Genomic DNA, 20,603 nt, shown 5'->3' with positions numbered 1-20,603 from the left:
CGTGAGGGAATCTCCGGTGCGTTGGACAAGGACACGCGAGGATAACCGATGCGCGGCAGTAGGGAACAGGTCACGTTCCGTGCGCGGGCGTCGCGTGCACGACGAAAACGGGGTCGGCGGCGGCCAGGCGGTGGGATCCGTCGGGGTTGACGGTCAGCGCCGAGGCGATGATCTGGGTGCCCGTGCCCCGGTAGCCGTGCTCGCGCAGCCGGTCGAGCACGGCCGAGACCTGCTCGACGGTGCGCAGCGCGCACACCAGCGAGCGCGGGCGGCGCGCGGCGCAGGCCGCCACCACGTCGGCCCCGCCGCCGCCGACGAACACCGCGTCGGGGTCGGGCAGGGGCTCCAGCGCGGGCGGGGCCTGGCCCCGGGTGAGCGCGACCTTGACGCCGTGGGCGAGCACGTTGGCGCGCAGCCGGGCGCAGTTGGCCTCCTCGCGCTCGACGGCGACGACGGCCGCGCCGTGCCTGGCGCACTCGACGGTGATCTCGCCGACGCCCGCGCCGACGTCCCAGACGAGGTCGCCGAGGCGGGGGCCGAGCTTGGCCAGCACGTACGCCCGCACCTCGGGCGGCAGCCCGCCCCCCTCGAACGGCAGCGCCCACTCGGCCGGCCCCGGCTGCGCCCCCGCCACCCAGCCCGGCTCCTTGGCCTGGTGGAGCGGGTCGATGACGAGGACGACGTCGGGGTCCTTCCACGGCCGGGTGGTGGCCTCGCCCATGCGGCTGTGCGTGACCCGCTGGTCGGGCCCGCCGAGGTCCTCGCAGACGATGAGCGCGCGGGGCGTGGTGGGGGCCAGCTCGCGGGCGATCTCGGCGGGGCCGACGCCGGGCGCGACCAGCAGCGCGACCTTGGGGTGGGCGCGGCAGGCGTTGACGGCCCTGTTGAGCTGGTGGGGGCCGACGGGTGCGACGACCAGCGCGTCCTCCCAGTTGAGCCCGGCGCAGGCGAAGGCCCGGGTGACCAGCGAGGTCGCGGGCAGGACGTCCGGTTTGAGGCCGTGCGCCCGGAGGGTGCGTACGACGCCGAAGAAGCCGGGATCGCCCTCCGCGATCACGACCGCGGGGCCGTCGCCGTTCTCGAGATGGTCGTCCAGCGCCTGGAGCAGCGCGCCGTCGGCCACGGTCGCGGCGTTGAGCCTGAGCCGGCCGAGCAGGGCGTCAGGGCCCACGACGAGGGCGGCCTCGCGCAGCCGGTCGAGCGCGGCGGGCGGCGGCTCGGTCCCGTCCCAGCCGACAACCGTGATCATGGTGCCTCCACCTCCCCTTCAAGGGTGACGGTTGCCGGCGGGTTTCACAAAGGGGTGCGAGAGCCAGTACGGCGTGCCTTCCGGCTACGCGCCGGACTCCAGGTCGGACGGTACGAGGCTGAAGACGACCAGGTCCTCCCCCGCGAGCGCGCAGCGGGCCACGCCCTCGCGGACGAAACCGGCCTTCTCGGCGACGCGCTGCGACTGCGGGTTGTCCACGGCGGCGCGGAGCTGGAGCCGGCTGAAGCCCTGCCGCTCGAACAGCCAGCGCGCGACGGCGAGCACGGCCTCGCCGGCGTAGCCGTTGCCGCGCGCCCAGGGGGCGGTCATGTAGCCGATCTCGGCGGTGCGGTGGCTCCACTCGACGTCGCGCAGGTCCACGTTGACGGCGAAGCGGCCGGTCGCCTGCTCGACGGCCGACCAGGCGATGCCGGCGCCGCGGACGCGTACCCGTTCGGCGTGGTCGATGAAGGCGAGCGCGTGCTCGACGGTGTAGCCGCGCGGGACGCCGGTCCTGGCCTGGGTGAGCGGGTCGGCTCCGGTGGCGGCCAGGTCGGCCGCGTCGGCGGGCTCGGGCGCGCGCAGGAGCAGGCGCGGCGTGCGCAGCTCGGCGCGCGGCAGGATGGTGGCCGGGGCGCGGCCGTCGCCGCGCAGCAGGCCGAACACGACCAGGTCGTGCGGCCCGTCGTCCTCCATGACCGCGCCGCGCAGCACGCCCTCCCAGGTGAAGCCCGCTTTCTGGGCGACGCGCAGCGACGGCAGGTTGTCGAGGTTGGCGGTCAGGTCGATCCGGCGCAGCCGGGTCCTGTCGAAGACCCACTCGGCGAGGCCGCGCAGGGCCTCGGTGGCCAGGCCGCGGCCCCGGTACAGCGGGTGCACGCCGTAGCCGACCTCGGTCGTACCGGCCTCCCACGAGGTCTTGAAGAGGCTGATGGCCCCCACCACGCGGCCGTCCACGTCGATCATCGCGAGGTGCACGCCCTGCCCCGACCTGCGCAGCTCGTGCACGCCCACGTCGAGCCACTGCGCGACGCCGGACGCCGTGGCGGGCGCGCCGGGAGGCAGGAAGACGGCGCCGGACTCCACGATCGACCGGATCCGCGCGGCGTCCTGGGGGGCGAACGGCCGCAGGGTCAGGCGGGCCGTCGCGATGGTGATGTCGGCATCGAACACGCACGGCAGGGTACACAGCGGCGATGTTTGCCCACGAAAGCGGGGGTAGGGGCGCTGAAGAGAGAGGTGAGACGACTATGGAACGTGGGAGCGACAAGCACGGCCCCCGTCTGGACTCCCAGCAGAAGCACGAGACCGAGGGCATGATCCGCGGCGGCGGCACGACGCACGCCGAGGAGTGGAAGGAGCCCGAGTCCATGCCGGCGGCAGGCGAGGAGTCCATGCGGTCGTACCCGCCCGGTCACGAGCCCGGCGTGCCCGAAGGCATGACGGGGCCCAGCGTGGACGTCCGCGCCGACCTCGCCAAGTGGCTGAGCGACACCCACTGGCCCAAGTCGAAGGAGGACCTGGTCCGCCAGGCCGAGGAGGCGGGCGCCCCCGACCGGGTGACGGACATGGTGCGCTCACTTCCCGAGCGGGAGTACACGAACATGTCCGACGTGGGCGAGGCGCTCGGGCTCGGCGTGGAGAAGCGGAGGTGGTGACGGGTGCGCCTCGACTTCATCAGGCCGCTGTACGAGCGGCAGGGCCCGTACGCCTCCGTCTACCTGGGGGCGCTGACCGGCCCGGAGCGTGAGACGCACTGGCACAGCGTGCGCGACGCCCTCGACGGGGCGGACCCGGCGACCGTGGCGGCCCTGGCGGAGCGGGCCGAGCGGGCGGCCGCGGGGCAGGCGCTGTTCGCCGCGCACGGCGAGGTGGTGCTGGCCGAGCCGCTGTCGCGACCGCCGTACGAGCGGGCGACCTGGTCCCCGCTGCCGAACATCGCGCCGATGCTGCTGGAGCGCGGCGAGAACGTGCCGCACCTGGGGGTCATCGTGGACCACGCCGGGGCGGAGCTCACCGTGTACGGAAGCGGGGCGCCGCGCCGGCGCACGGTGCAGGCCGCGGCCTGGCCGCTGCAGAAGACCGCGCAGGGCGGCTGGTCGCAGCGCCGCTACGAGGTGTCCGTCGAGAACGCCTGGGAGCAGAACGCGCAGGCGGTCGCGCACGAGATCGACGAGCAGGTACGCCGCCTCGGCACCGAGCTGATCATCGTGGCCGGCGAGCCGAAGTCCCGTTCGTACCTGATGCACCACCTCGGCACGAAGGCGACCGACCGGGTGGTGATGGTCGAGCACGGCAGCCGTTCCGACCACGGACAGTTCGAGGACGACGTCGAGCAGGCGCTCGACGACTGGCTCGACCGCCGCCGCGGCGAGCTGCTGGAGCGTCACCAGGAGAGCGGCGGTCCTGTCGGCCTGTCGCAGGTGGCGCGGGCGCTGCGCGACGCGCGGGTGCAGGCGCTGCTGCTGCCCGGCGAGCGGCCGGAGCCGATCTGGATCGGCGAGGGCGGCGTCCAGCTCAACACCGACCAGGGCGAGCTGCGGAACTGGGGCGTGGCCGAGCCGGTACGCGAGCGCGCGGACGCCGCCCTGGTGAGGGCCGCCGCGATGACGGACGCCGAGCTGTGGTTCACGGACGGCGTCAAGGACGTGGCGGCGGTGCTCAGGTACTGATGACCACTTCGAGGGTGCGGGGGCCGTGCACGCCCTCGACCCGGTTGAGCTCGATGTCGCTGGTGGCCGACGGGCCGCTGATCCAGGTCAGCGGCCGGGCCGGATCGAGCCTGGCGACGGCCTCGGGCACCGAGGAGACGATCTGGTCGGCCCGCACCACGCACAGGTGGTAGTCGGGCACCAGCGTCTGAGCCCGCGTGCCCTGGCCGGGGCCGTGGTCGAGGACGATCGTGCCGGTCACCGCGATGCCGACGGCGCAGCCGGTGACGACCCCGTCGGCGGTGTGCAGGTCGGGCCAGCTCTCGTGCCCCGCCAGGCCGAAGCCGTCGGGGACGATCATCCGGCGGCCGGCCAGGCGCTCCTCGATCCAGCCGGGCACCTCGGCGGCCGGCAGGACGTGGACGACGGCGCGGTAGTCGTCCACCCGCTCGGCGAACAGCTCGACAAGATCGCCGGCCGCGATTTCGGTGCGGTAGTCACGGGGGATCTCGACGTCCTCGGCGCCCGCCACGGCCTTGGCGATCCGGGCGAGGATCTCCTCACGCGCGCTCATTCCGCTCCCACCAGTCTCTGAACGATTCTTCCGGGATCTCCGGCACGTCCCGGGTGTCGGTCCAGGCCGACAACGGGCCGGGCAGCCGCTTCTTCGGCACCAGCCCGCGCGCCTTGGACGCGAGCCGCTGGGCCGCCGCCAGCCGCCGGTGGTCGTCGAGTATCCAGCCGGCGACCTTCATGCCGGCCTTCTCCGCCGCCGCGTGCGGGGCCTTGGCGCGCAGGTCCACCAGGACCTCGGGGATGTCGATGGCGACCGGGCAGACGTCGTAGCAGGCGCCGCACAGGCTGGAGGCGTACGGCAGCGAGGCGTCCAGCTCGGAGCCCATGCCGCGCAGCTGCGGGGTGAGGATGGCGCCGATCGGGCCCGGGTAGACGGAGCCGTAGGCGTGGCCGCCCGCGCGCTCGTAGACCGGGCACACGTTGAGGCAGGCCGAGCAGCGGATGCAGCGCAGCGCCTGGCGGCCGACCTCGTCGGCGAGCACGCCGGTGCGGCCGTTGTCGAGCAGCACGAGGTGGAAGTCCTGGCCCTCGACCGCGCCGGTCCACATGCTGGTGTACGGGTTCATCCGCTCACCTGTGGAGCTTCTGGGCAGCAGCTGGAGGAACACCTCTAGATCCCGCCAGGTGGGCAGGAGCTTCTCGATCCCCACCACGCTGATCAGCGTCTCGGGCAGGGTCAGGCACATGCGGCCGTTGCCCTCGGACTCCAGCACGACCAGCGTGCCGGTCTCGGCCACCATGAAGTTGGCCCCGGAGATCGCGACCTTGCTGCGCAGGAAACGTTCGCGCAGGTGGAGCCGGGCGGCCTCGGCCAGCGCCGGCGGGTCGTCGGTGAGCCCTTCCGGGGTCTTCGGCATCTTCTCCAGGAAGATCTCGCGGATCTCCGACCGGTTGCGGTGGATCGCGGGCACCAGGATGTGGCTGGGGAAGTCGTCGCCGAGTTGCACGATCAGCTCGGCGAGGTCGGTCTCGTACGCGGTGATGCCCTCGGCGGCCAGCGCCTGGTTGAGCTCGATCTCCTGGGTGGCCATCGACTTGACCTTGACGACCTCGCGCTCGCCGGTGGCCTTGACCAGGCCGGTGACGATGTGGTTGGCCTCGGCGGCGTCGCGCGCCCAGTGGACGGTGCCGCCCGCGTCCTGGACGGCCTGTTCGAGCTGGACCAGGTAGCGGTCGAGGTTGCGCAGCGTGTGGTCCTTGATGGCCTTGCCGGCGGCGCGCAGCTCCGTCCAGTCGGGCAGCTCGCCGACGACGCCGGCTCGCTTGCCGCGGATGGTGTGGGTGGCTTTGCGGAGGTTGTAGCGGAGCTGAGAGTCCTGGACGGCCTTCTGCGAGTTTTTCGGGAAATTTCCTGGCATGCCGAGGAATGTTGCGCTCATTGGCTCTCCTCCGTGGACGCCAGGATCTCGGCCAGGTGCATCGTCCGCACGCCGGTCTTCTGGCGGCTCAGCGTGCCGCCGATGTGCATGAGGCACGAGTTGTCGGCCGCGCACAGCACCTCGGCGCCGGTGTCCATGATGTTGCGGGTCTTGTCGGCGCCCATCGCCGCCGAGACCGCCGGGTTCTTCACCGCGAACGTGCCGCCGAAGCCGCAGCACTCCTCCGCGCCGGGCAGCGGCACCAGCTCCAGGCCGCGTACGTTGCGCAGCAGCCGGGCGGGCCGGTCGCCGAGCCGCAGGCCGCGCAGCGAGTGGCAGGTCGGGTGGTAGGTGACGCGGTGCGGGAAGTACGCCCCCACGTCCTCGACCTTGAGCACGTCGATCAGGAACTCCGACAGCTCGTACACCCTGGGCGCGACCTTCGCGATCGCCGCGGCCCCCTTGCTGCCCGGCCGGGCCAGCTTGGGGTACTGCTCGCGGACCATGGCCGCGCACGACCCCGACGGTGCCACCACGGCGTCGTACCCGGCGAAGACCTCGGTGAAGTGCCGGGCCAGGCGCACTCCCTCCGCGCGGTAGCCGGTGTTGACGTGCATCTGGCCGCAGCACGTCTGGGCGGCGGGGAAGTCGACCTCGCAGCCGAGCCTGCGCAGCAGGGACACCACGGCCTTGCCGGTGCCGGGGAAGAGCGTGTCGTTCACGCACGTGATGAACAGGGCGACTCGCACGGCTCTCCTCTCGAAAGGTATGGTCTGACCACAATATGGTCAGACCATAGCAGGGAGGCCCGGGTGGACGGCAGCGGGTGGGGTCCGGTGAAGCGCACGCGCACGTTCGAGGACGTGCTCGCGCAGATCGAGCGGCGCATCGCCGAGGACGGCCTCACGGCCGGGGACCGCCTGCCCGCCGAGCGCCGGCTCGCCGAGCAGCTCGGCGTCAGCCGCTCGTCCGTGCGCGAGGCGATGCGCGTGCTGGAGACGCTGGGCGTGGTCTCCTCCCAGGTCGGACGGGGCCCCGACGCGGGCGCGGTGCTCATCGCCCGTCCCGACTCGGCACTGACCGGACTGCTGCGGCTGCACCTCGGCCTGGCCACCCTGGAGCTGCGCGAGGTCATCGACACCCGGCACATGATCGAGCAGTGGGCCGCCGCCCGCGCCGCCACCGGCCGTCATGGCACCGAGGCGCTGACCGCCGCCCTCGCCGGCATGGACGCGGCACGCACCGCCGAGGAGTTCGTCGAGTACGACACCGCCTTCCACTGCGCGCTCGCGGACGCCTCGGGCAATCGGCTCGTCTCCGCCGTCATGCGCTCGCTCCGGGACACGATGCGCAAATTCTCGGTCGAGGCGGTCGAACGCCTCGGCGACACCGCGATCCTGCGCGCCGGGCACGTCCGCATCCTGGCCGCGATCGAGGCGGGCGACCCCGGCGAGGCCGCCGCGGCCGTGTCGGAGCACCTCGCCGACGCCTACCCCGAGCTGTTCACTCACTGAAGCACGTCGGCCTGGCGGCAGCTCGCGCCCGTGCAGCGCGCCATGGTGTCCAGCCGGACGTCCAGGTTCGCCAGCAGCTTGGGGTCGGCGGTGGCCGCGAGGTTCTGCAACTCGTACGGATCCGTCCGCAGGTCGTAGAGCTGCTTCTCGCCGGTGACGTAGCGGACGTAGGTGTAGTGCTCGGTGCGCAGCGCGGTGTAGGCGGGCACCGGCGTCTGCCGCGCGGACGACCGGTTGGCCGGCCGGTGGAACTCGATGAGCGCGTTGTGCCGCCACACCGCCGGCTTGCCCCCCTTGAGCAGCGGCTTCAGCGACCGCCCTTCGGCGAACGGAGGCGGCGTGGCCCCGCCCAGGTCGGCGACGGTCGGCGCGAGGTCGACCGTGGCGCCCATGTGGCCGATCCTCGATCCTGGCCGGATGCCGGGCCCGCGCACCACCAGCGGGATCCTGATCGCCTCCTCGTACGGCGTGGTCTTGCCCTGCGGCAGCCGGTGGGTGCCGAGGTGGAAGCCGTTGTCCGAGGTGAACATGATGTAGGTGTCGTCGAGGTGCCCGCTGTCGCGCAGCGCGTCGACGACCGCGCCGACCAGGTCGTCCACGCCGAGCATCGCGCGCAGCCTGGCGCGGTGGCGGCGGTCCACGGCGTCGATCTGCTCCTGCGACAGCGGGAGCCTGCCGCGCAGCCACAGCGGCTCGGCGCTGACGTCGGCCTGGTTGAACGACGGCGTCCGGGGCGCGGTCACATGGGGGAACGCCTCCTCGTGCCGCCAGGCGGGGTTGGCCGGGCTGTGCGGCGCGATGGGCGCCAGGTAGAGGAAGAACGGTCTGCCCGAGCTCTTGATGAACTGCCGGCTCTTCTCGGCGAGCACGTCCGACAGGTAGTCCTCCTGGCCCCAGCCGCGGTCGGTCAGCGCGCCGTTCTCGTTGAGCCGGTAGCCGTACTCCTCGTAGAGGTTCGTCACCGGGACGGCCCACTCGTCCCAGCCGGGCGGCACGTACGTCTCGGTGGCGGTACGTCCCGGATAGTGGTTGAGGAACTTGCCCATCAGCGCGGTGCGGTAGCCGGCCGCCTTCATCCACGTGCCGATCGTGGAGCTTTCCAGGCCGAGGGTGTGGAAGCGGTCGAAGCCGCCCTCCGGGGCGGTGTTGGTGAGCACGCCGTGGCTGTGGACGTACTGGGAGCGCAGGATCGACGCCCGCGACGGGCAGCACCAGGAGTTCGTCACGAAGAACCGGTCGAACGTGGCCCCCTTGCGCACCAGATGCCGGGTGACGTGGGGGAAGTACGCCAGCGTGCCCGCCTCCAGGTCGTCGGTGACGATGAGGACGATGTTCGGCCGCGACGCGCTCGCGGCCACCAGGGGCTCGGCCGCGGGCAACAGCAGGAGCAGGACGCACGCTACGCGACAGAGACCTTTGACCACGGACTGTGACTGCCCGGAAGATCCTCCATTGACACCCGGCCCCCGCACAGGGGTAATAGAACTTAATTCCGGAGGTGTCACATGAAGCTCGGGCTCCAGTTGGGCTACTGGCAGCGCAACGCCGACGACGCGACCGCATCCGTGCTGGCGGCCGAGCGCCTCGGCTACGACTCGGTGTGGACGGCCGAGGCGTACGGCAGCGACGCGTTCACCCCGCTCGCCTGGTACGGCGCGCGCACCAGCCGCATCAAACTCGGCACGTCGGTCGCGCAGCTGTCGGCCAGGCCGCCGGTGACGACCGCCATGACGGCCATGACCCTCGACCACCTGACCGGCGGCCGGCTGCTCCTCGGCGTGGGCGCCTCGGGCCCGCAGGTCGTCGAGGGCTGGTACGGCCAGCCGTTCGCCAGGCCCCTCGCCAGGACCCGCGAGTACGTCGAGATCATGCGCAAGGTCTGGCGCCGCGAGGAGCCGGTCACCGGCGACGGCCCCCACTACCCGCTGCCACTGCCGGACGGCCTCGGCAAGCCGCTCAAGCTCATCACCCACCCGCTGCGCCCCGACATCCCCGTCTACCTGGGCGCGGAGGGCCCCAAGAACGTCGCGCTGGCCGCCGAGATCGGCCAGGGCTGGCTGCCGCTGTTCGCCTTCCCCGAGAAGATCGAGGAGATGTACGGCGACGCGCTCGCCGGCGCCCCCGCGGGCTTCGAGGTGGCGGCCATGGTGACGGTGGTGGTCTCGGACGACGTACGGGCCGCCCTCGACGGCGTGAAGCTCATGCTCACCCTCTACATCGGCGGCATGGGCGCCCGGCACCGCAACTTCCACGCCGACATCATCGGCCGCATGGGCTACGCCGAGGCCGCCGAGCACATCCAGGCCCTCTACCTGGCCGGGCGCAAGGACGAGGCGTTCCGCGCGATCCCCGACGAGCTGGCCGACGGCATCTCGCTCGTCGGCCCGCCCGGCCGCATCAGGGAGCGCCTGGAGCTGTGGCGCAAGAGCCCGGTGACGAGCCTGCTCGTCATGGGCCCGCGCGACGAGCCCACGCTGAAACTGGTCCGCGACCTGGTCCTCGGGTAGCCGCTCAGTCGGGGCTGTTCAGTCGGGTCTGGGCGCGGGGTCGGCCGTGACCGACCTCAGCAGCGGCCGGCTCAGCGCCCCCGCCCCGATCACCCCGGCGAACCCGAGCACCACGCAGGCCACCAGCGTGACGACCCCGGCCACGCTGACCCCGCCGATCATGAACGGCGCCGCGCAGAACGCCCCCACCAGGATCGCGCCGCCGCCCATCACGCCCAGCGGGATCAGCGTCTCGGCCCGCCTGGCCCGGTCCAGCACCTCCAGCGGCGTCCCGGCCAGCCGCAGCAGCCCGTACGTCTGCCGCCGGTCGAGGACCGACGAGGCGGCCGTGATGCCCGCGCTGGCGATGGCCACCAGGAACGACACCGACAGCACCACGATCGTCCCCACCCGCACGTCGGCCAGCAGCTGGTCGCCGAAGCCCCGCTCGTCGGCCTCGGTGGTCGGAGTGCGGCCCGGGACGAGCCCGGTGAGCGCCGTACGCGCCCGGTCCACGGCCGCGGCGTCGAGCGGGCCCGACGGCGCGGCGACGACGGTCCGCTTGACGACCGTGACCGCGGCGGGCACCTTGGCCGCCGCCAGCCGCTCGCGGGCCTGCCCGGCCACCTGCTCGGCCTGTCCGGCCGGCGCGAGAACGCGCAGCTGGAGCGGCCCGTCGTCCCCCGCGAACGCGCCCGGGCTGAGCAGGCCGAGGAAGCCCGCCACGAACCCGGTCAGCGCCACCCCGCTCACCGTCCGCCAGGCCGAGCGCGGATCGTCCACCAGCCTGCGCCCGGCCAGCAGCCGGGCGGGGCTACGCGCCGTACCCGCCGTGATCCTTCCGATGAGGCCCACCACCCAGGGCCCGGCCAGGTTCAGGCACAGGAACGCGAGCCCCAGCGCCACGGCCACGATCGCCACGCTGGTCCCCTGGGTCAGCATCGGGAACGCGGCCAGCACCACGAGCAGCGCGAGCACCCGGACGAAGCGCATGCCGGGCGGCGTCTCCCGCTTGGCCACGCCGAGCGGGCTCACCACGACCCTGCGCAGCCCCGCCACCGCCGACAGCCCCACCAGCAGCGGCACCGCCACCAGCACCCCGGCCAGCACCGCCAGGCCGGGGAACAGGTCCCCCGCGAACCAGGCGCCCCCCTGGATCTCGATCCGCGTCAGCAGCGGCACCGCCAGCGCGAACGCCACCGCCCCTACCAGCGCACCGGCCAGCGCCACGAGCACCGCCTCGGCCACCGTCATCCGCACCACCTGCCCCGGCGTCGCGCCGACCAGCCGGAGCGCGGCCAGCCGCCGGTCCCGCCTGGCCACCGTGAGCCGGGCCGCCGCGCCCCCGAACACCAGCAGCGGCACCACCATGAGCACGCTCGCGATGACCGCGAGCACCTTGTACGCCTCCGCGTCCTCGCTCGGCGTCCCCGCCAGGCTCGCGACCTTCACCGGCGGCTTGCCCACGATCCAGTCGTCACTGCGCTCCGCGGTCATCGCCGGCGCGTCCGGCGCGTGGCCGACGACCGCGACCAGCTCCCCCGGGTACACCAGGGCCTCGTCCCCGATGACGCCCGCCCGGCGCGGGTAACGGTCGCCCAGCTCGGCGGGAGGCAGCTCACGGGCCAGCTCCGCGAGCGCGGGCGACAGCCACGTCTCCCCCGGCTTCGGGAAACGCGGCAGGCCGGGCGGCGGAGCGGCGTCCGGCCGGAGCGCGGCGAGGTCCACGACGGTGATCACCCGGCCGCGTACGTAGTCGAAGCGGGACGCCTCGACGGCGACCGCGTCCTTGGCAGCCGTGTCCTTGGCAGCCGTGTCCTTGGCTACGGGCACCGGGTTGCGCCAGGCGCCGCGCTCGGCGCGGGCGTCGAAGGCCAGGTTCGCGGCCACGGCGAACAGCAGCAGCGCCGTGGACACGGCGACGGCCCCCAGCGTCAGCCAGACGCCCAGCAGCCCCTTACGGCCGCCGCCCTTGAGCAGCCGCCACGTCAGGTCCAGGTTCACGCCGTCGCTCCGCTCATCGTCACCAGGTGGCCGTCGCGGACCTCGACGGTGCGGTCGCACCAGGCGGCCACGTTCGGGTCGTGGGTGACGACGATCAGCGAGGCGTCGTTGTGCCGGGTCGCCTCCACCAGCAGCCGCATCGTGTCCTGCCCGGTCCGCTGGTCGAGCGCGCCGGTCGGCTCGTCGGCGAACACCACCGCCGGCCTGGTCACCAGCGCCCTCGCGATGGCCACCCGCTGCGCCTGCCCGCCGGACAGCTCGCCCGGCCGCCGCGCCTCCATGCCCGGCAGCCCGAGCGGCGCGAACCACTCGCGGGCCTGCTTGACCGCCTGCTGCCGGGACACGCCGCCCAGCATGAGCGGCAGGGCCACGTTCTCCTCCGCCGGCAGTTCGGGCAGGAGCTGCCCGAACTGGAAGACGAAGCCGAACCGGGTACGCCGCAGCGCGCTGCGCTTGCGCTCCCCCATCGCGTCGATGCGCTGCCCCAGCAGGTGCACCTCGCCCTCGTCCGGCCGCATGATGCCCGCGAGGCAATGGAGCAGGGTGGACTTGCCGGACCCGCTCGGCCCCATGATCGCCACGGCCTCGCCGGCCCGCACCGCGATGTCCACGCCGCCGAGGGCGACCGTCTGCCCGAACCTCTTGACCAGGGCCCGTCCAACAAGCACGTCGTTCATGCCTTCAAGCCTCCCGGCGGGCCCGCACCCACCGGATCGGCCGTGCGGCCATCCCGTCTCAGCCGAACGGCCGATCTCGTACAGGGACACAACTGTGGACCCCCGGATCGAGACCTCGTAACGCCGGCCGGGATCAGCCAGGACCGGCCCGTCGATCCAGGCGGGAGGACCGTACGACGGCCTGCGCAGAACTGGGCACGAACCGATGACGCGGAGCGCGCGAAGATCTCGCGCCGTCCCGATCGCCGTCGAATGCCCATTGTCCCCTCATGAGGGCGTCGGCGATCGGAAGCCCAGATGCGGCCTCCAGCCATCGAGAAGTGCCCATCCATGGGGGCCGCCCTCGAACGGGGTGGCCCCTGAAGCAGTGATCACCTCAAGAAGGGCGGTCTTCTTTTCTGTCGCCTTTCGATCAATTCCTTCCTGTGCCCCTGCGACATGCACACCAAGACCCGTTCATGTTGATCACCCAAGGTGTCTTCAATTCGCAACAATATATCGAGGTCCGCCAGCGTCAACATTGCCTTCTTAGTAAGTGCGACCACCTCCAGACCTGCACCCGCAGCACTGGCCAGCGGGAGAGTTGACCCGTTTCCGATGCGCGGCAGCACATAGTGCTGCCAATTTGTCAAGTTGCGTTCTTCTAATCTATCGACCACGTCATGCCAGTCCATCCAATCACTCAGAGGACCTTCCCCGACCCCACTTCTCGGATCGGCCATCCGGTATCTGTATTTGACCAGGCATACAATAGCGTGGCCAGCTCCAGCATTGCGGACATGAATAACGCGTTCGGCCTTCTTGATAAAGGAGCTTTTATCCGAGAACGAGGAATAGCTGATGACAGGACGATTAGTTCGGGCTAGTTGAGATCGCGCCAAAAGCAAGGCCAGAACGGCACTCGCCAAGGTCGCACTGGTGCCGACGTCGAGCAGAGTGAGCTTCCACGGCCACGAGTTGACGAAGCTCGCAGAAAGATTCTTCTTTAGAATCTCCCACATCAAGTTGACTGTCGTGGTTGCGAGAAAAATTCTCGGCCACCAATAACTGGACCGCTTGCGATTGACCAACCTCTGGAGAGGCATCTCTGCTTCCCTGCTCACACTGGCGCCTTCCGTTGATCCTTCCAACGTTCCAAGGGTTCCGCCGAGTCGTACCGAGACGCCGGGATCCGGCCAGCGAAACATCCTTCATAACAACCTCAACGAGCAGGAGTCCTCCATAGTTGCGAGTGATCATGCTAGGCGAACCGACGCGGCACAAGCTGCGTCTCGTCGCCCAACAGCCGAGCGGGCCGACAACCTCGCCCTCATACACGTTGCCGCTCCACTCAATCTCTGGGCGTGGTTCATTTAGCCCAAGGAGACACAAACCGGCTTCAGCGCACGGTATGCCCGCCTCGAGATGCGCTAGTTGGCCATAGGCAACGTCGTTTCCGAAGCTGGTCTCGTACGAGATTCCTTGATCGCCCGCCCGGATCTGTCGTCTCCGGCGGCCTTCCTGCGGCCGGTTCCTGGCGTTCGGCCGTCACCGCGCCGCGAGGTAGCGAAGGTAGGTAGCCCGGTACTCGTCGATCAAATCCGACGCGGCCGCCTCGGCGGGGCCGCGCCTCTGATCGCGATGTCGCCCAACTCGGCTCGGCCTGCAGCCGCTTGACCTCCTCCACCAGGCCGCCGGAGACCAGGCGGGCGTTGCCCTTCACCGTCGACAGCGCGGCGGAGAAACACCACCTTCGGGAGCGATTTCGCCGCCGATCCGGCCCGGCGATGTAGCCGTCGAGCAAGACGCTCACCGAATAAGTCACGCTGCGCATCAGAGGTCCTCCTCGGTGCCGGGTTCGACGGTACGACCGCTGGACGCCGCAGAACTCTCGCGGCGCTCTCTCTAGAGTTAGGGTCGTGACTATTCGGGTTCTCGTCGCCGACGACCAGCAACTGGTGCGTACCGGCTTCCAGATGATCTTGGACGCGCAACCGGACATGGAGGTCGTCGCCGCGGTGGCCGACGGCGCCGAGGCGGTGGCGGAGGCGCGGCGGCTGCGGCCCGACGTGTGCCTCCTGGACATCAGGATGCCGAGGCTCGACGGCATCGAGGTGACCAGGATCCTGGCCGGCCCCGGCGTGGAGAACCCGCTGCGGGTCGTCATCGTCACCACGTTCGACCTCGACGAGTACGTCTACGGCGCGCTGCGCTCCGGCGCGACCGGGTTCCTGCTCAAGGACAGCGGGCCCACGCTGCTCATCGAGGCGGTACGCGCGGCCGCGGCCGGGGACGCGCTGGTGTCTCCCTCGGTCACCGTACGGCTGCTGCAGCATCTCGCCCAGCCCCGGCGGGCCGCGCCGCCGCCCATGAACGACCCGCTGACCGAGCGCGAGCTGGACGTGGTGCGGCTGATCGCGCGGGGGCGTACCAACCAGGAGGTGGCGGCCGAGCTGTTCGTGTCGCTGTCGACCGTCAAGACGCACCTCGGCAGCATCTTCGCCAAACTCGGCGTTCGCAATCGGGTCGAAATCGCTGCTTGGGCGTGGGAATCCGGCGTGGTGAGCTGATTAACGGCAGGGCTCGCGGGATAAAAGTGAATCAGAACCGCAGCGCAAGGCCCGGGGAGAGAACATGCGCCACACCCAGGCACCGCCCACCAGAGCCGCCTCCGCCGTCTACGTCACGCTCGCCGCGCAGGTCCTCTCCCTCGCCGCTCTGGTGATCTTCGAGCAGGTTCGCGGGCGGCGGCTCGCCGCCCAGCTCGCCGCGTTCGGCGGACGTCCCCAGGGGGCCGACGCGGAGGCGGTCGTGGGCGCGGTGACCGTGTTCGCGGTGCTGATCATGCTGGTGGCGGGCACCTCGGTGGCGGCCGGGGCCGCGTACGTGACGTGGCTCGTACGCGCCAGGCAGGCCAACGACCGCTCGGCGGCGACCGCGCCGGTGGCGGCGGCCTGGCTGATCCCCGGCGTCAACCTGGTGGCGCCCGCGGTGCTCCTGGACGAGGTCTGGCGCGGCGCCCGGCCGCCCGCGGGGCGGCGCGGCCGGTGGCTGGCGCTGCTGGCCGGGTGGTGGCTGAGCTGGCTGACCACGCTCGCGCTGGTCACGATCCGGCTGCCGCTCGACTCCGCGTCCGGCGGCCTCACCGGGGTGGGGGCGCCGGAGCTGCTGTGCGCGGCGGTCGCCGCGGCGCTGTGCGCGGGCACCGTCCGCGAGCTGACCCGGCTCCAGCGCGCCGCCCGCTCCCCTCTCGCCTCGCTGCGCACCCTCTCCGCCAAACCCGCCCCCGACTCCACCCCCCTCAGCCACCCCATGTGACCTGTCAGGCGGCGGTGGGGCCGGAGCTGCCGGGGCTGGCGTGCCAGAGGCGGCGGGCCGGGGTGACGACGGCCGGGGCGATGTCGGAGTACGGCGACAGCCGGAAGCCGTTCGGATACTCGATGCTCCGCCCGCCCACGCCCGCCGGCTCCCCCGGCGTACGGCGGAGCAGGTCGCGCACCGCCTCGATGCCCTCAGAACGCCACAGTCCGTCCAGGTCGGCGAGGTCCCAGCAGTCGACGGCCCGCAGCGACACCGCCCGCACCCCGGTGCGGCGCACCACCCCCTTGGCCAGCATGAGCCACGCCCCGAACACGGTCGCGGCGCAGTGCCCCTGGACCGACTCGAAGAAGGTCAGGTCGATCGGCCCGGTGGAGTCCTCCAGGGTGGTGAAGATGACCCGCTGCCCGGAGCGCACCGCGGGCGTCTGCGTGGCCACCTTGACCCCGGCCACCAGCACCTCGGACCCGTTGCGCCGGCGCAGCAGGTCGCGGGCGCGCACGACGCCGAGCAGGTCGAGCAGCTCGCCGTGGAAGCTCATGACGTGCCGGCTGACGTCGATGCCGAGGATCTCCAGCTCGGCCTCGACCATCTCGGCCTCGGTCATCTCGGGCAGCTCGCCGGGCGGCAGGTGCTCGGTGAAGCCCAGCGGGAGCTGCGCCGACGGCTGAGGCTCAATAGCTCGGGCAGCGGGGCGGGTGTAGTGCTTGGAGGCGCGCGGCGCGGCCCGTACGCCGCTCGCCGATGACCGTTCGAGCGCGCCGATCCGCGCGATCAGGTCGCGCCGGGTCAGCTCGCCTGGCTTCCAGCGCGGCCCGCCAGGATGCAGGTCGTGCAGCGCGTCGAGGCCGCCGACCTGGACGATCCGCTCGATGACGGGCCGCGAGGGCCGGGCGCGGTCCCAGAAGTCGGCCAGCGAGGTGTACGGCTGCCCGGCCACCATCCGCTCGACCTCGGCCTCGCTCACCCCTTTGACCGCCGAGAACGGCACCCGCAGCGCGTACCCCTTGCCGATGTCCCCGGCCCGGAACTCGCGCCGGCGCGCGCCGGCGAGGCGGTCGGGCCGCACCCGTACCGGCACGCGCGGCCCGAGCCGCTCCACCCGCCAGTCCTTGCCGGACTTGTTGACGTCGAGCGGCAGGATCTTGACCCCGCACTGCCTGGCCTCGTCGATGATGACCCGCGAGGGGTACATGCCGGGATCGTGCGTGAGCACCCCCGCGAAGAACGCCGCCGCGTGGTGCCGCTTCAGCCACGCCGACTGGTAGGTGGGCAGCGCGAACGCCGCCGCGTGCGCCTTGCAGAACCCGAACCCGCCGAACGCGTCCAGCACCCGCCAGGCCCGGTCCACGGCCGCGTCGTCGAAGCCGTTGGCCCGTGCCAGGGGCACGAACGTCTTGCGCACGCGTTCGCGTCCCTCCGGCGTGCCGAGGGTGCGCCGCAGCAGCTCGGCGAAGGACAGGTCGCGCCCGGTCATCACCGAGATGATCCTCAGGACCTGCTCGTGGAACACCACGACGCCGTGCGTCTCGCGCAGCGCCTCGCGCAGCCGCTCGTGCGGGTAGTGCGGCTGCCGCCACCCCTGCCTGGCCTCCAGGTACGGGGTGATCATGTCGGAGTTGACCGGCCCCGGCCGGAACAGCGAGATGTCCACGATGAGGTCGTGCATCGTGCGCGGCTCCAGCTTGGCCACCAGCTCCCGCTGGCCGGGCGACTCGATCTGGAAGCACCCGATCGTCCGGGCGGCGCAGACCATGTCGTAGGTCTCCTGGTCGTCGTGCGGGACGTACTGGACGTCCGGGTCGTCGCCGCTCTGGGTGTCCAGCTCGACGGTGACGCCGTCCACGCGCTTGATCTCGCCCAGCGCGTACGCCAGCGCCGACTGCATCCGCACGCCCAGCACGTCCAGCTTGAGCAGCCCGGCCTCCTCCACGTCGTCCTTGTCGAACTGCGACATCGGGAACTCCAGCAGGCTGCGTTCGACCGGCGTCCGGTCGAGGAGGCCGGAGTTGCCGACGAGCACCCCGCACGGGTGCAGCGCGATGTGCCGGGGCAGCCCGTCGAGCCGTTCGGCGAGGCGGAACACACGATCCAGCCCGGCGTCGCCGAGCCTGCTGCCGCGCAGCTCGGGCAGGTCGGCGAGCGAGGCGGTGATCTGTTTGGCCCTGATGTGCGGGAACGCCTTGGCGATCGTGTCGATCTCGTGCGGCGGCAGGCCCATCGCCCCGGCGACGTCGCGGATGGCGCTGCGCGCCCGGTAGGTCTCCATCATGGACACGCAGGCCACGCGGTCCTCGCCGTACCGTTCGAAGATCGCCTTGTAGCAGTCGAGGCGGCGGGCGGACTCGACGTCCACGTCGATGTCGGGCAGCCCGACGCGCCCCTCGGACAGGAACCGCTCCATGAGCAGGCCGTGGTCGAGCGGATTGACCTCGCCGATGCCGATGAGGTAGTTGACCAGGCTGCCGGCGCCCGAGCCGCGGATGGCGCAGCGCACGCCCATGCCGCGGATCATGTCGGTGATGCCGGCCACCGCGATGAAGTAGCCGGACAGGCGCTTGCGCTCGATGATCGTCATCTCCTCGCCGAGCCGCCGCCGGGCGTCGGCGTCGCGGCCGAGGCCGCGCCGGAGCAGGCCGTCCTCGACGCGGTGGCGCAGCAGCGGCACCGGGTCCCTGCCGACCTCGGGCAGGTGCAGGTCGGGCGGGTCGTTGCGGAGCGCGAGCAGCCGCAGCGGGTCCATCGCGCACGCCTCGGCCAGCCGCCGGGTGGTGAACAGCAGCCGCCCCACCCGCGTCCGGTCGGCGCCGCAGACCTTGGCCGCCACCTGCCACATCTCCTTGGTGCTCTTGAGGTAGGCGTGCGAGGTCGTACGGTCGAGGTGGCGCGGGTGCAGGGGCACGAGCTGGCGGGCCGCGTCGAGCACGTCGCCCACCTGGTGGTCGGCCGGGTCGAGGTAGCGCACCGCGTTGGTGAGCACGGCGGGCACGCCCATGGACTCGGCCAGGCCGAGCATGCGCACGGCGGTGGTCGCGTCGCGGAAGCCGTACTGGTCGACCAGCTCGATCACCACGGCGGGCACCGCCGCCCGCCACAGGCCGAGCAGCGTCCGCGCGTGCTCGTCGCGCCGCGCGGCCACCGCGCGGCCCACGTCGGAACGGGGACCGAGCAGCACCACGAGCCCGTCGTCGGCCCCGAACCCGTGCTCGCCGCCGGGCCCGCCCGCCCATGCGCCGATCAGCTCGCGGGTCACCTTCGGCCGGCCGCGCTCGCCGGCCCGGTGGGCGGCCGTGACCAGGCGCGCCAGGCTCGACCAGCCCTCGCCGCGGGCCAGCACGGTGACGCGGTCCTCGGACTCGGGGCCGGTGCGGGGTCGCTCGGCGCGCATGCCGGGCGCCGGACCGGCCGGCGGGGCGTCGAGCGCCAGGTTGACCCCGACGACCGGCGCGATCCCCGCGTCGGCGCACGCCTGGACGTGCTTGACGGCGCCGTAGAGCCCGTCGCGGTCGGTCAGGGCCAGGATGTCCATGCCGTGCTCGGCGGCGCGGCGGGCGAGCGCCTGCGGGAAGGCGGTGCCGTAGCGCATGGAGTAGGCCGAGCACACGTCGAGGTGCGGGAACGGCGGCGCCATCAGTCCCACGCCCTCAGCAGCAGCCAGCCGTTGGCGGCGGTGTCGTAGCGCAGCTCGTAGGAGCCCACCTCGCGGCCGGGGCCGGCGTCCACGCGCCAGAACCGGCGCTCGCCCGGATCCGCCTCGCTGGTCTTCCACCATTCGCGCGCGACCACCCAGTGGTCGAGGACGCGGCGCACCAGGTAGAGCCGGTCGCGCCAGACGAACTGGATCGGCTCTCCGTCCCTCGTCCACACCTCTATCGGATCGCCATAGAGTCTGCTCAAGACGCTTCTCCCACGCGGCTCTGGTCGTGTTCGTGAGCCACCCGGGGGAAGGCGGGCGCTTATGACTCGAACATATGTTCTCCGGACGCGGAACGCAAGTCGATCGCCTGCCGGACGAGCGGGTTCGCGCCGATCGAGTTGCGGATGCTGAAGGCCACGCTGCCCGCGCGGTAACGGTCGTCGGAGGACTCCACGGGGCGGCCCTCGTGGGTCGTCGTGGTGCGGCGCTGGCGCAGCAGCGGGCTGCCGCGGCGCACCCCCAGCAGGCGGGCGTCCTGGGCGCCGGCGGCGACCGCGTCGATGAGGTGCTCGCCGTAGGCGCACACGAGCCCGGCGGTGTCGTACAGGGCCTGGGTGACCGACTCGCAGTCGGCGGGCAGCGCCTCGACGTCGGGGGCCACCCAGGCCGCGTACACCGTCCGCTCGACCAGCACCGGCTCGCCCTCCAGCGTGCGCAGCCGCAGCACCTCCAGCACCTCGCCGCCGCCGAGCCTGGCCGTCTCCGCGGCGCTCGCGGGGCGGCGGCGCTGCTCGATCACCTGGCCGCCGAAGCGGTGGCCGCCCGCGCGCGCCCACTGCGCGAAGCTGTGCAGCTCGGCGAAGCTCTGGCTGCGCGCCGCGCCGAGCACGATGCGCCGGGCGCCCTGCCGGGAGCCCACCAGCCCCTCGGCGGCGAGCACCGCCACCGCCTGACGCACCGTGCCGCGCGCCGCGCCGTGCCGCCGGGCCAGCTCGGCCTCGCTGGGGAGCTGCGAGCCCACCGGGTACGCGCCGGAGATGATGCCTTCCCGCAGGTCATCAGCGATCAGTTCATAGCGAGCAGCCAAGCCCGCCCCTCCCCGTTCATGAAAGAGCAACGTTCATGCGACTTACTGGTGCTCGCTTGTTTGTACA

General features: G+C 72.2%; 18 protein-coding genes. 6 read left to right on the top strand and 12 right to left on the bottom strand.

Translation table 11 applies throughout. The features are described 5' to 3' along the window. Window positions 1-70: 70 nt before the first annotated feature. Both SMD20_RS41900 and SMD20_RS41895 read right to left on the bottom strand, forming a co-directional pair. Entirely contained in the window at window positions 71-1,249 is a 1,179-nt protein-coding gene (locus SMD20_RS41900) for a bifunctional cobalt-precorrin-7 (C(5))-methyltransferase/cobalt-precorrin-6B (C(15))-methyltransferase (RefSeq protein ID WP_329591883.1), read from the bottom strand. Between the two features lie 84 nt (window positions 1,250-1,333). Beyond that, on the bottom strand, window positions 1,334-2,422 hold the full coding sequence (locus tag SMD20_RS41895; RefSeq protein ID WP_329591881.1) for a GNAT family N-acetyltransferase: 1,089 nt from the start codon (window positions 2,420-2,422) through the stop codon (window positions 1,334-1,336). Window positions 2,423-2,499: 77 nt separating this feature from the next. On the opposite strand from SMD20_RS41895, the gene SMD20_RS41890 reads away from it, so the two are divergent. Beyond that, window positions 2,500-2,907 carry a DUF2795 domain-containing protein gene (locus tag SMD20_RS41890; protein ID WP_329591880.1) on the top strand — a complete coding sequence of 136 codons (408 nt, stop codon included), beginning with the start codon at window positions 2,500-2,502 and terminating at the stop codon, window positions 2,905-2,907. Window positions 2,908-2,910: 3 nt separating this feature from the next. Then, entirely contained in the window at window positions 2,911-3,921 is a 1,011-nt protein-coding gene (locus tag SMD20_RS41885) for a baeRF2 domain-containing protein (RefSeq protein WP_329591879.1), read from the top strand. Here SMD20_RS41885 and SMD20_RS41880 read toward each other — a convergent pair. Genes SMD20_RS41880 through SMD20_RS41870 form a run of 3 tightly spaced genes read right to left on the bottom strand, consistent with a single transcriptional unit; the run spans window position 3,911 to window position 6,583 of the window. Next, on the bottom strand, window positions 3,911-4,474 hold the full coding sequence (locus SMD20_RS41880; protein WP_329591878.1) for a LutC/YkgG family protein: 564 nt from the start codon (window positions 4,472-4,474) through the stop codon (window positions 3,911-3,913). The genes SMD20_RS41885 and SMD20_RS41880 overlap by 11 nt on opposite strands. Next, window positions 4,461-5,855, bottom strand: coding sequence for a lactate utilization protein B (locus SMD20_RS41875; RefSeq protein WP_329591876.1), 1,395 nt, complete (start codon window positions 5,853-5,855; stop codon window positions 4,461-4,463). The genes SMD20_RS41880 and SMD20_RS41875 overlap by 14 nt, the downstream gene beginning before the upstream one ends. Continuing rightward, window positions 5,852-6,583: a (Fe-S)-binding protein gene (locus SMD20_RS41870; RefSeq protein WP_329591874.1), complete on the bottom strand. Its 732-nt coding sequence runs from the start codon at window positions 6,581-6,583 to the stop codon at window positions 5,852-5,854. Before SMD20_RS41870 ends, SMD20_RS41875 begins: the two co-directional genes overlap by 4 nt. Window positions 6,584-6,670: 87 nt before the next feature. Between SMD20_RS41870 and SMD20_RS41865 the strand changes: the two genes are divergently transcribed. Continuing rightward, window positions 6,671-7,348, top strand: coding sequence for a FadR/GntR family transcriptional regulator (locus SMD20_RS41865; protein ID WP_329591872.1), 678 nt, complete (start codon window positions 6,671-6,673; stop codon window positions 7,346-7,348). Here SMD20_RS41865 and SMD20_RS41860 read toward each other — a convergent pair. Further along, complete coding sequence (locus SMD20_RS41860) at window positions 7,342-8,727, bottom strand: sulfatase family protein (RefSeq protein WP_329591871.1); 1,386 nt, start codon at window positions 8,725-8,727, stop codon at window positions 7,342-7,344. The genes SMD20_RS41865 and SMD20_RS41860 overlap by 7 nt on opposite strands. A 126-nt stretch (window positions 8,728-8,853) precedes the next feature. Here SMD20_RS41860 and SMD20_RS41855 point away from each other — a divergent pair, with 126 nt between their 5' ends. Then, the gene (locus tag SMD20_RS41855) at window positions 8,854-9,855 is read left to right on the top strand and encodes an LLM class F420-dependent oxidoreductase (RefSeq protein WP_329591869.1); all 1,002 of its coding nucleotides are present in this window, start codon (window positions 8,854-8,856) and stop codon (window positions 9,853-9,855) included. 18 nt (window positions 9,856-9,873) lie between these two features. Here SMD20_RS41855 and SMD20_RS41850 read toward each other — a convergent pair whose 3' ends face one another. The 3 genes from SMD20_RS41850 to SMD20_RS41840 form a co-directional block, all read right to left on the bottom strand. Next, window positions 9,874-11,838, bottom strand: a complete 1,965-nt coding sequence (locus tag SMD20_RS41850) for an ABC transporter permease (RefSeq protein WP_329591867.1) — start codon at window positions 11,836-11,838, stop codon at window positions 9,874-9,876. After that, entirely contained in the window at window positions 11,835-12,515 is a 681-nt protein-coding gene (locus SMD20_RS41845) for an ABC transporter ATP-binding protein (RefSeq protein ID WP_329591865.1), read from the bottom strand. Before SMD20_RS41845 ends, SMD20_RS41850 begins: the two co-directional genes overlap by 4 nt. Window positions 12,516-12,886: 371 nt before the next feature. Continuing rightward, a complete protein-coding gene (locus tag SMD20_RS41840) occupies window positions 12,887-13,516 on the bottom strand; it encodes a hypothetical protein (RefSeq protein ID WP_329591863.1) in 630 nt (209 codons plus the stop codon). An 897-nt stretch (window positions 13,517-14,413) separates the two neighbouring features. Between SMD20_RS41840 and SMD20_RS41835 the strand changes: the two genes are divergently transcribed. Together SMD20_RS41835 and SMD20_RS41830 are read left to right on the top strand one after the other, a co-directional pair. Beyond that, a complete protein-coding gene (locus SMD20_RS41835) occupies window positions 14,414-15,064 on the top strand; it encodes a response regulator (RefSeq protein ID WP_091093801.1) in 651 nt (216 codons plus the stop codon). Between the two features lie 64 nt (window positions 15,065-15,128). After that, the gene (locus SMD20_RS41830) at window positions 15,129-15,812 is read left to right on the top strand and encodes a DUF4328 domain-containing protein (RefSeq protein ID WP_329591860.1); all 684 of its coding nucleotides are present in this window, start codon (window positions 15,129-15,131) and stop codon (window positions 15,810-15,812) included. 4 nt (window positions 15,813-15,816) lie between these two features. On the opposite strand, the gene SMD20_RS41825 is transcribed toward SMD20_RS41830, so the two are convergent. From SMD20_RS41825 to SMD20_RS41815, 3 genes are read right to left on the bottom strand one after another with little or no spacing between them, the layout of a single operon-like run. Beyond that, window positions 15,817-19,443, bottom strand: a complete 3,627-nt coding sequence (locus tag SMD20_RS41825) for a DNA polymerase III subunit alpha (protein WP_329592840.1) — start codon at window positions 19,441-19,443, stop codon at window positions 15,817-15,819. Continuing rightward, entirely contained in the window at window positions 19,443-19,709 is a 267-nt protein-coding gene (locus SMD20_RS41820; protein ID WP_329591858.1) for a DUF6504 family protein, read from the bottom strand. The genes SMD20_RS41825 and SMD20_RS41820 overlap by 1 nt, the downstream gene beginning before the upstream one ends. Window positions 19,710-19,768: 59 nt before the next feature. Further along, entirely contained in the window at window positions 19,769-20,536 is a 768-nt protein-coding gene (locus SMD20_RS41815; RefSeq protein ID WP_329591856.1) for a GntR family transcriptional regulator, read from the bottom strand. Between the last annotated feature and the right edge of the window lie 67 nt (window positions 20,537-20,603).

This window comes from Nonomuraea sp. LP-02 (assembly GCF_036289125.1).
GTDB lineage: Bacteria > Actinomycetota > Actinomycetes > Streptosporangiales > Streptosporangiaceae > Nonomuraea > Nonomuraea bangladeshensis.
The sequence above is the reverse complement of the archived record's forward strand: the minus strand, read 5'-3'. Positions and strand labels throughout refer to the sequence as shown.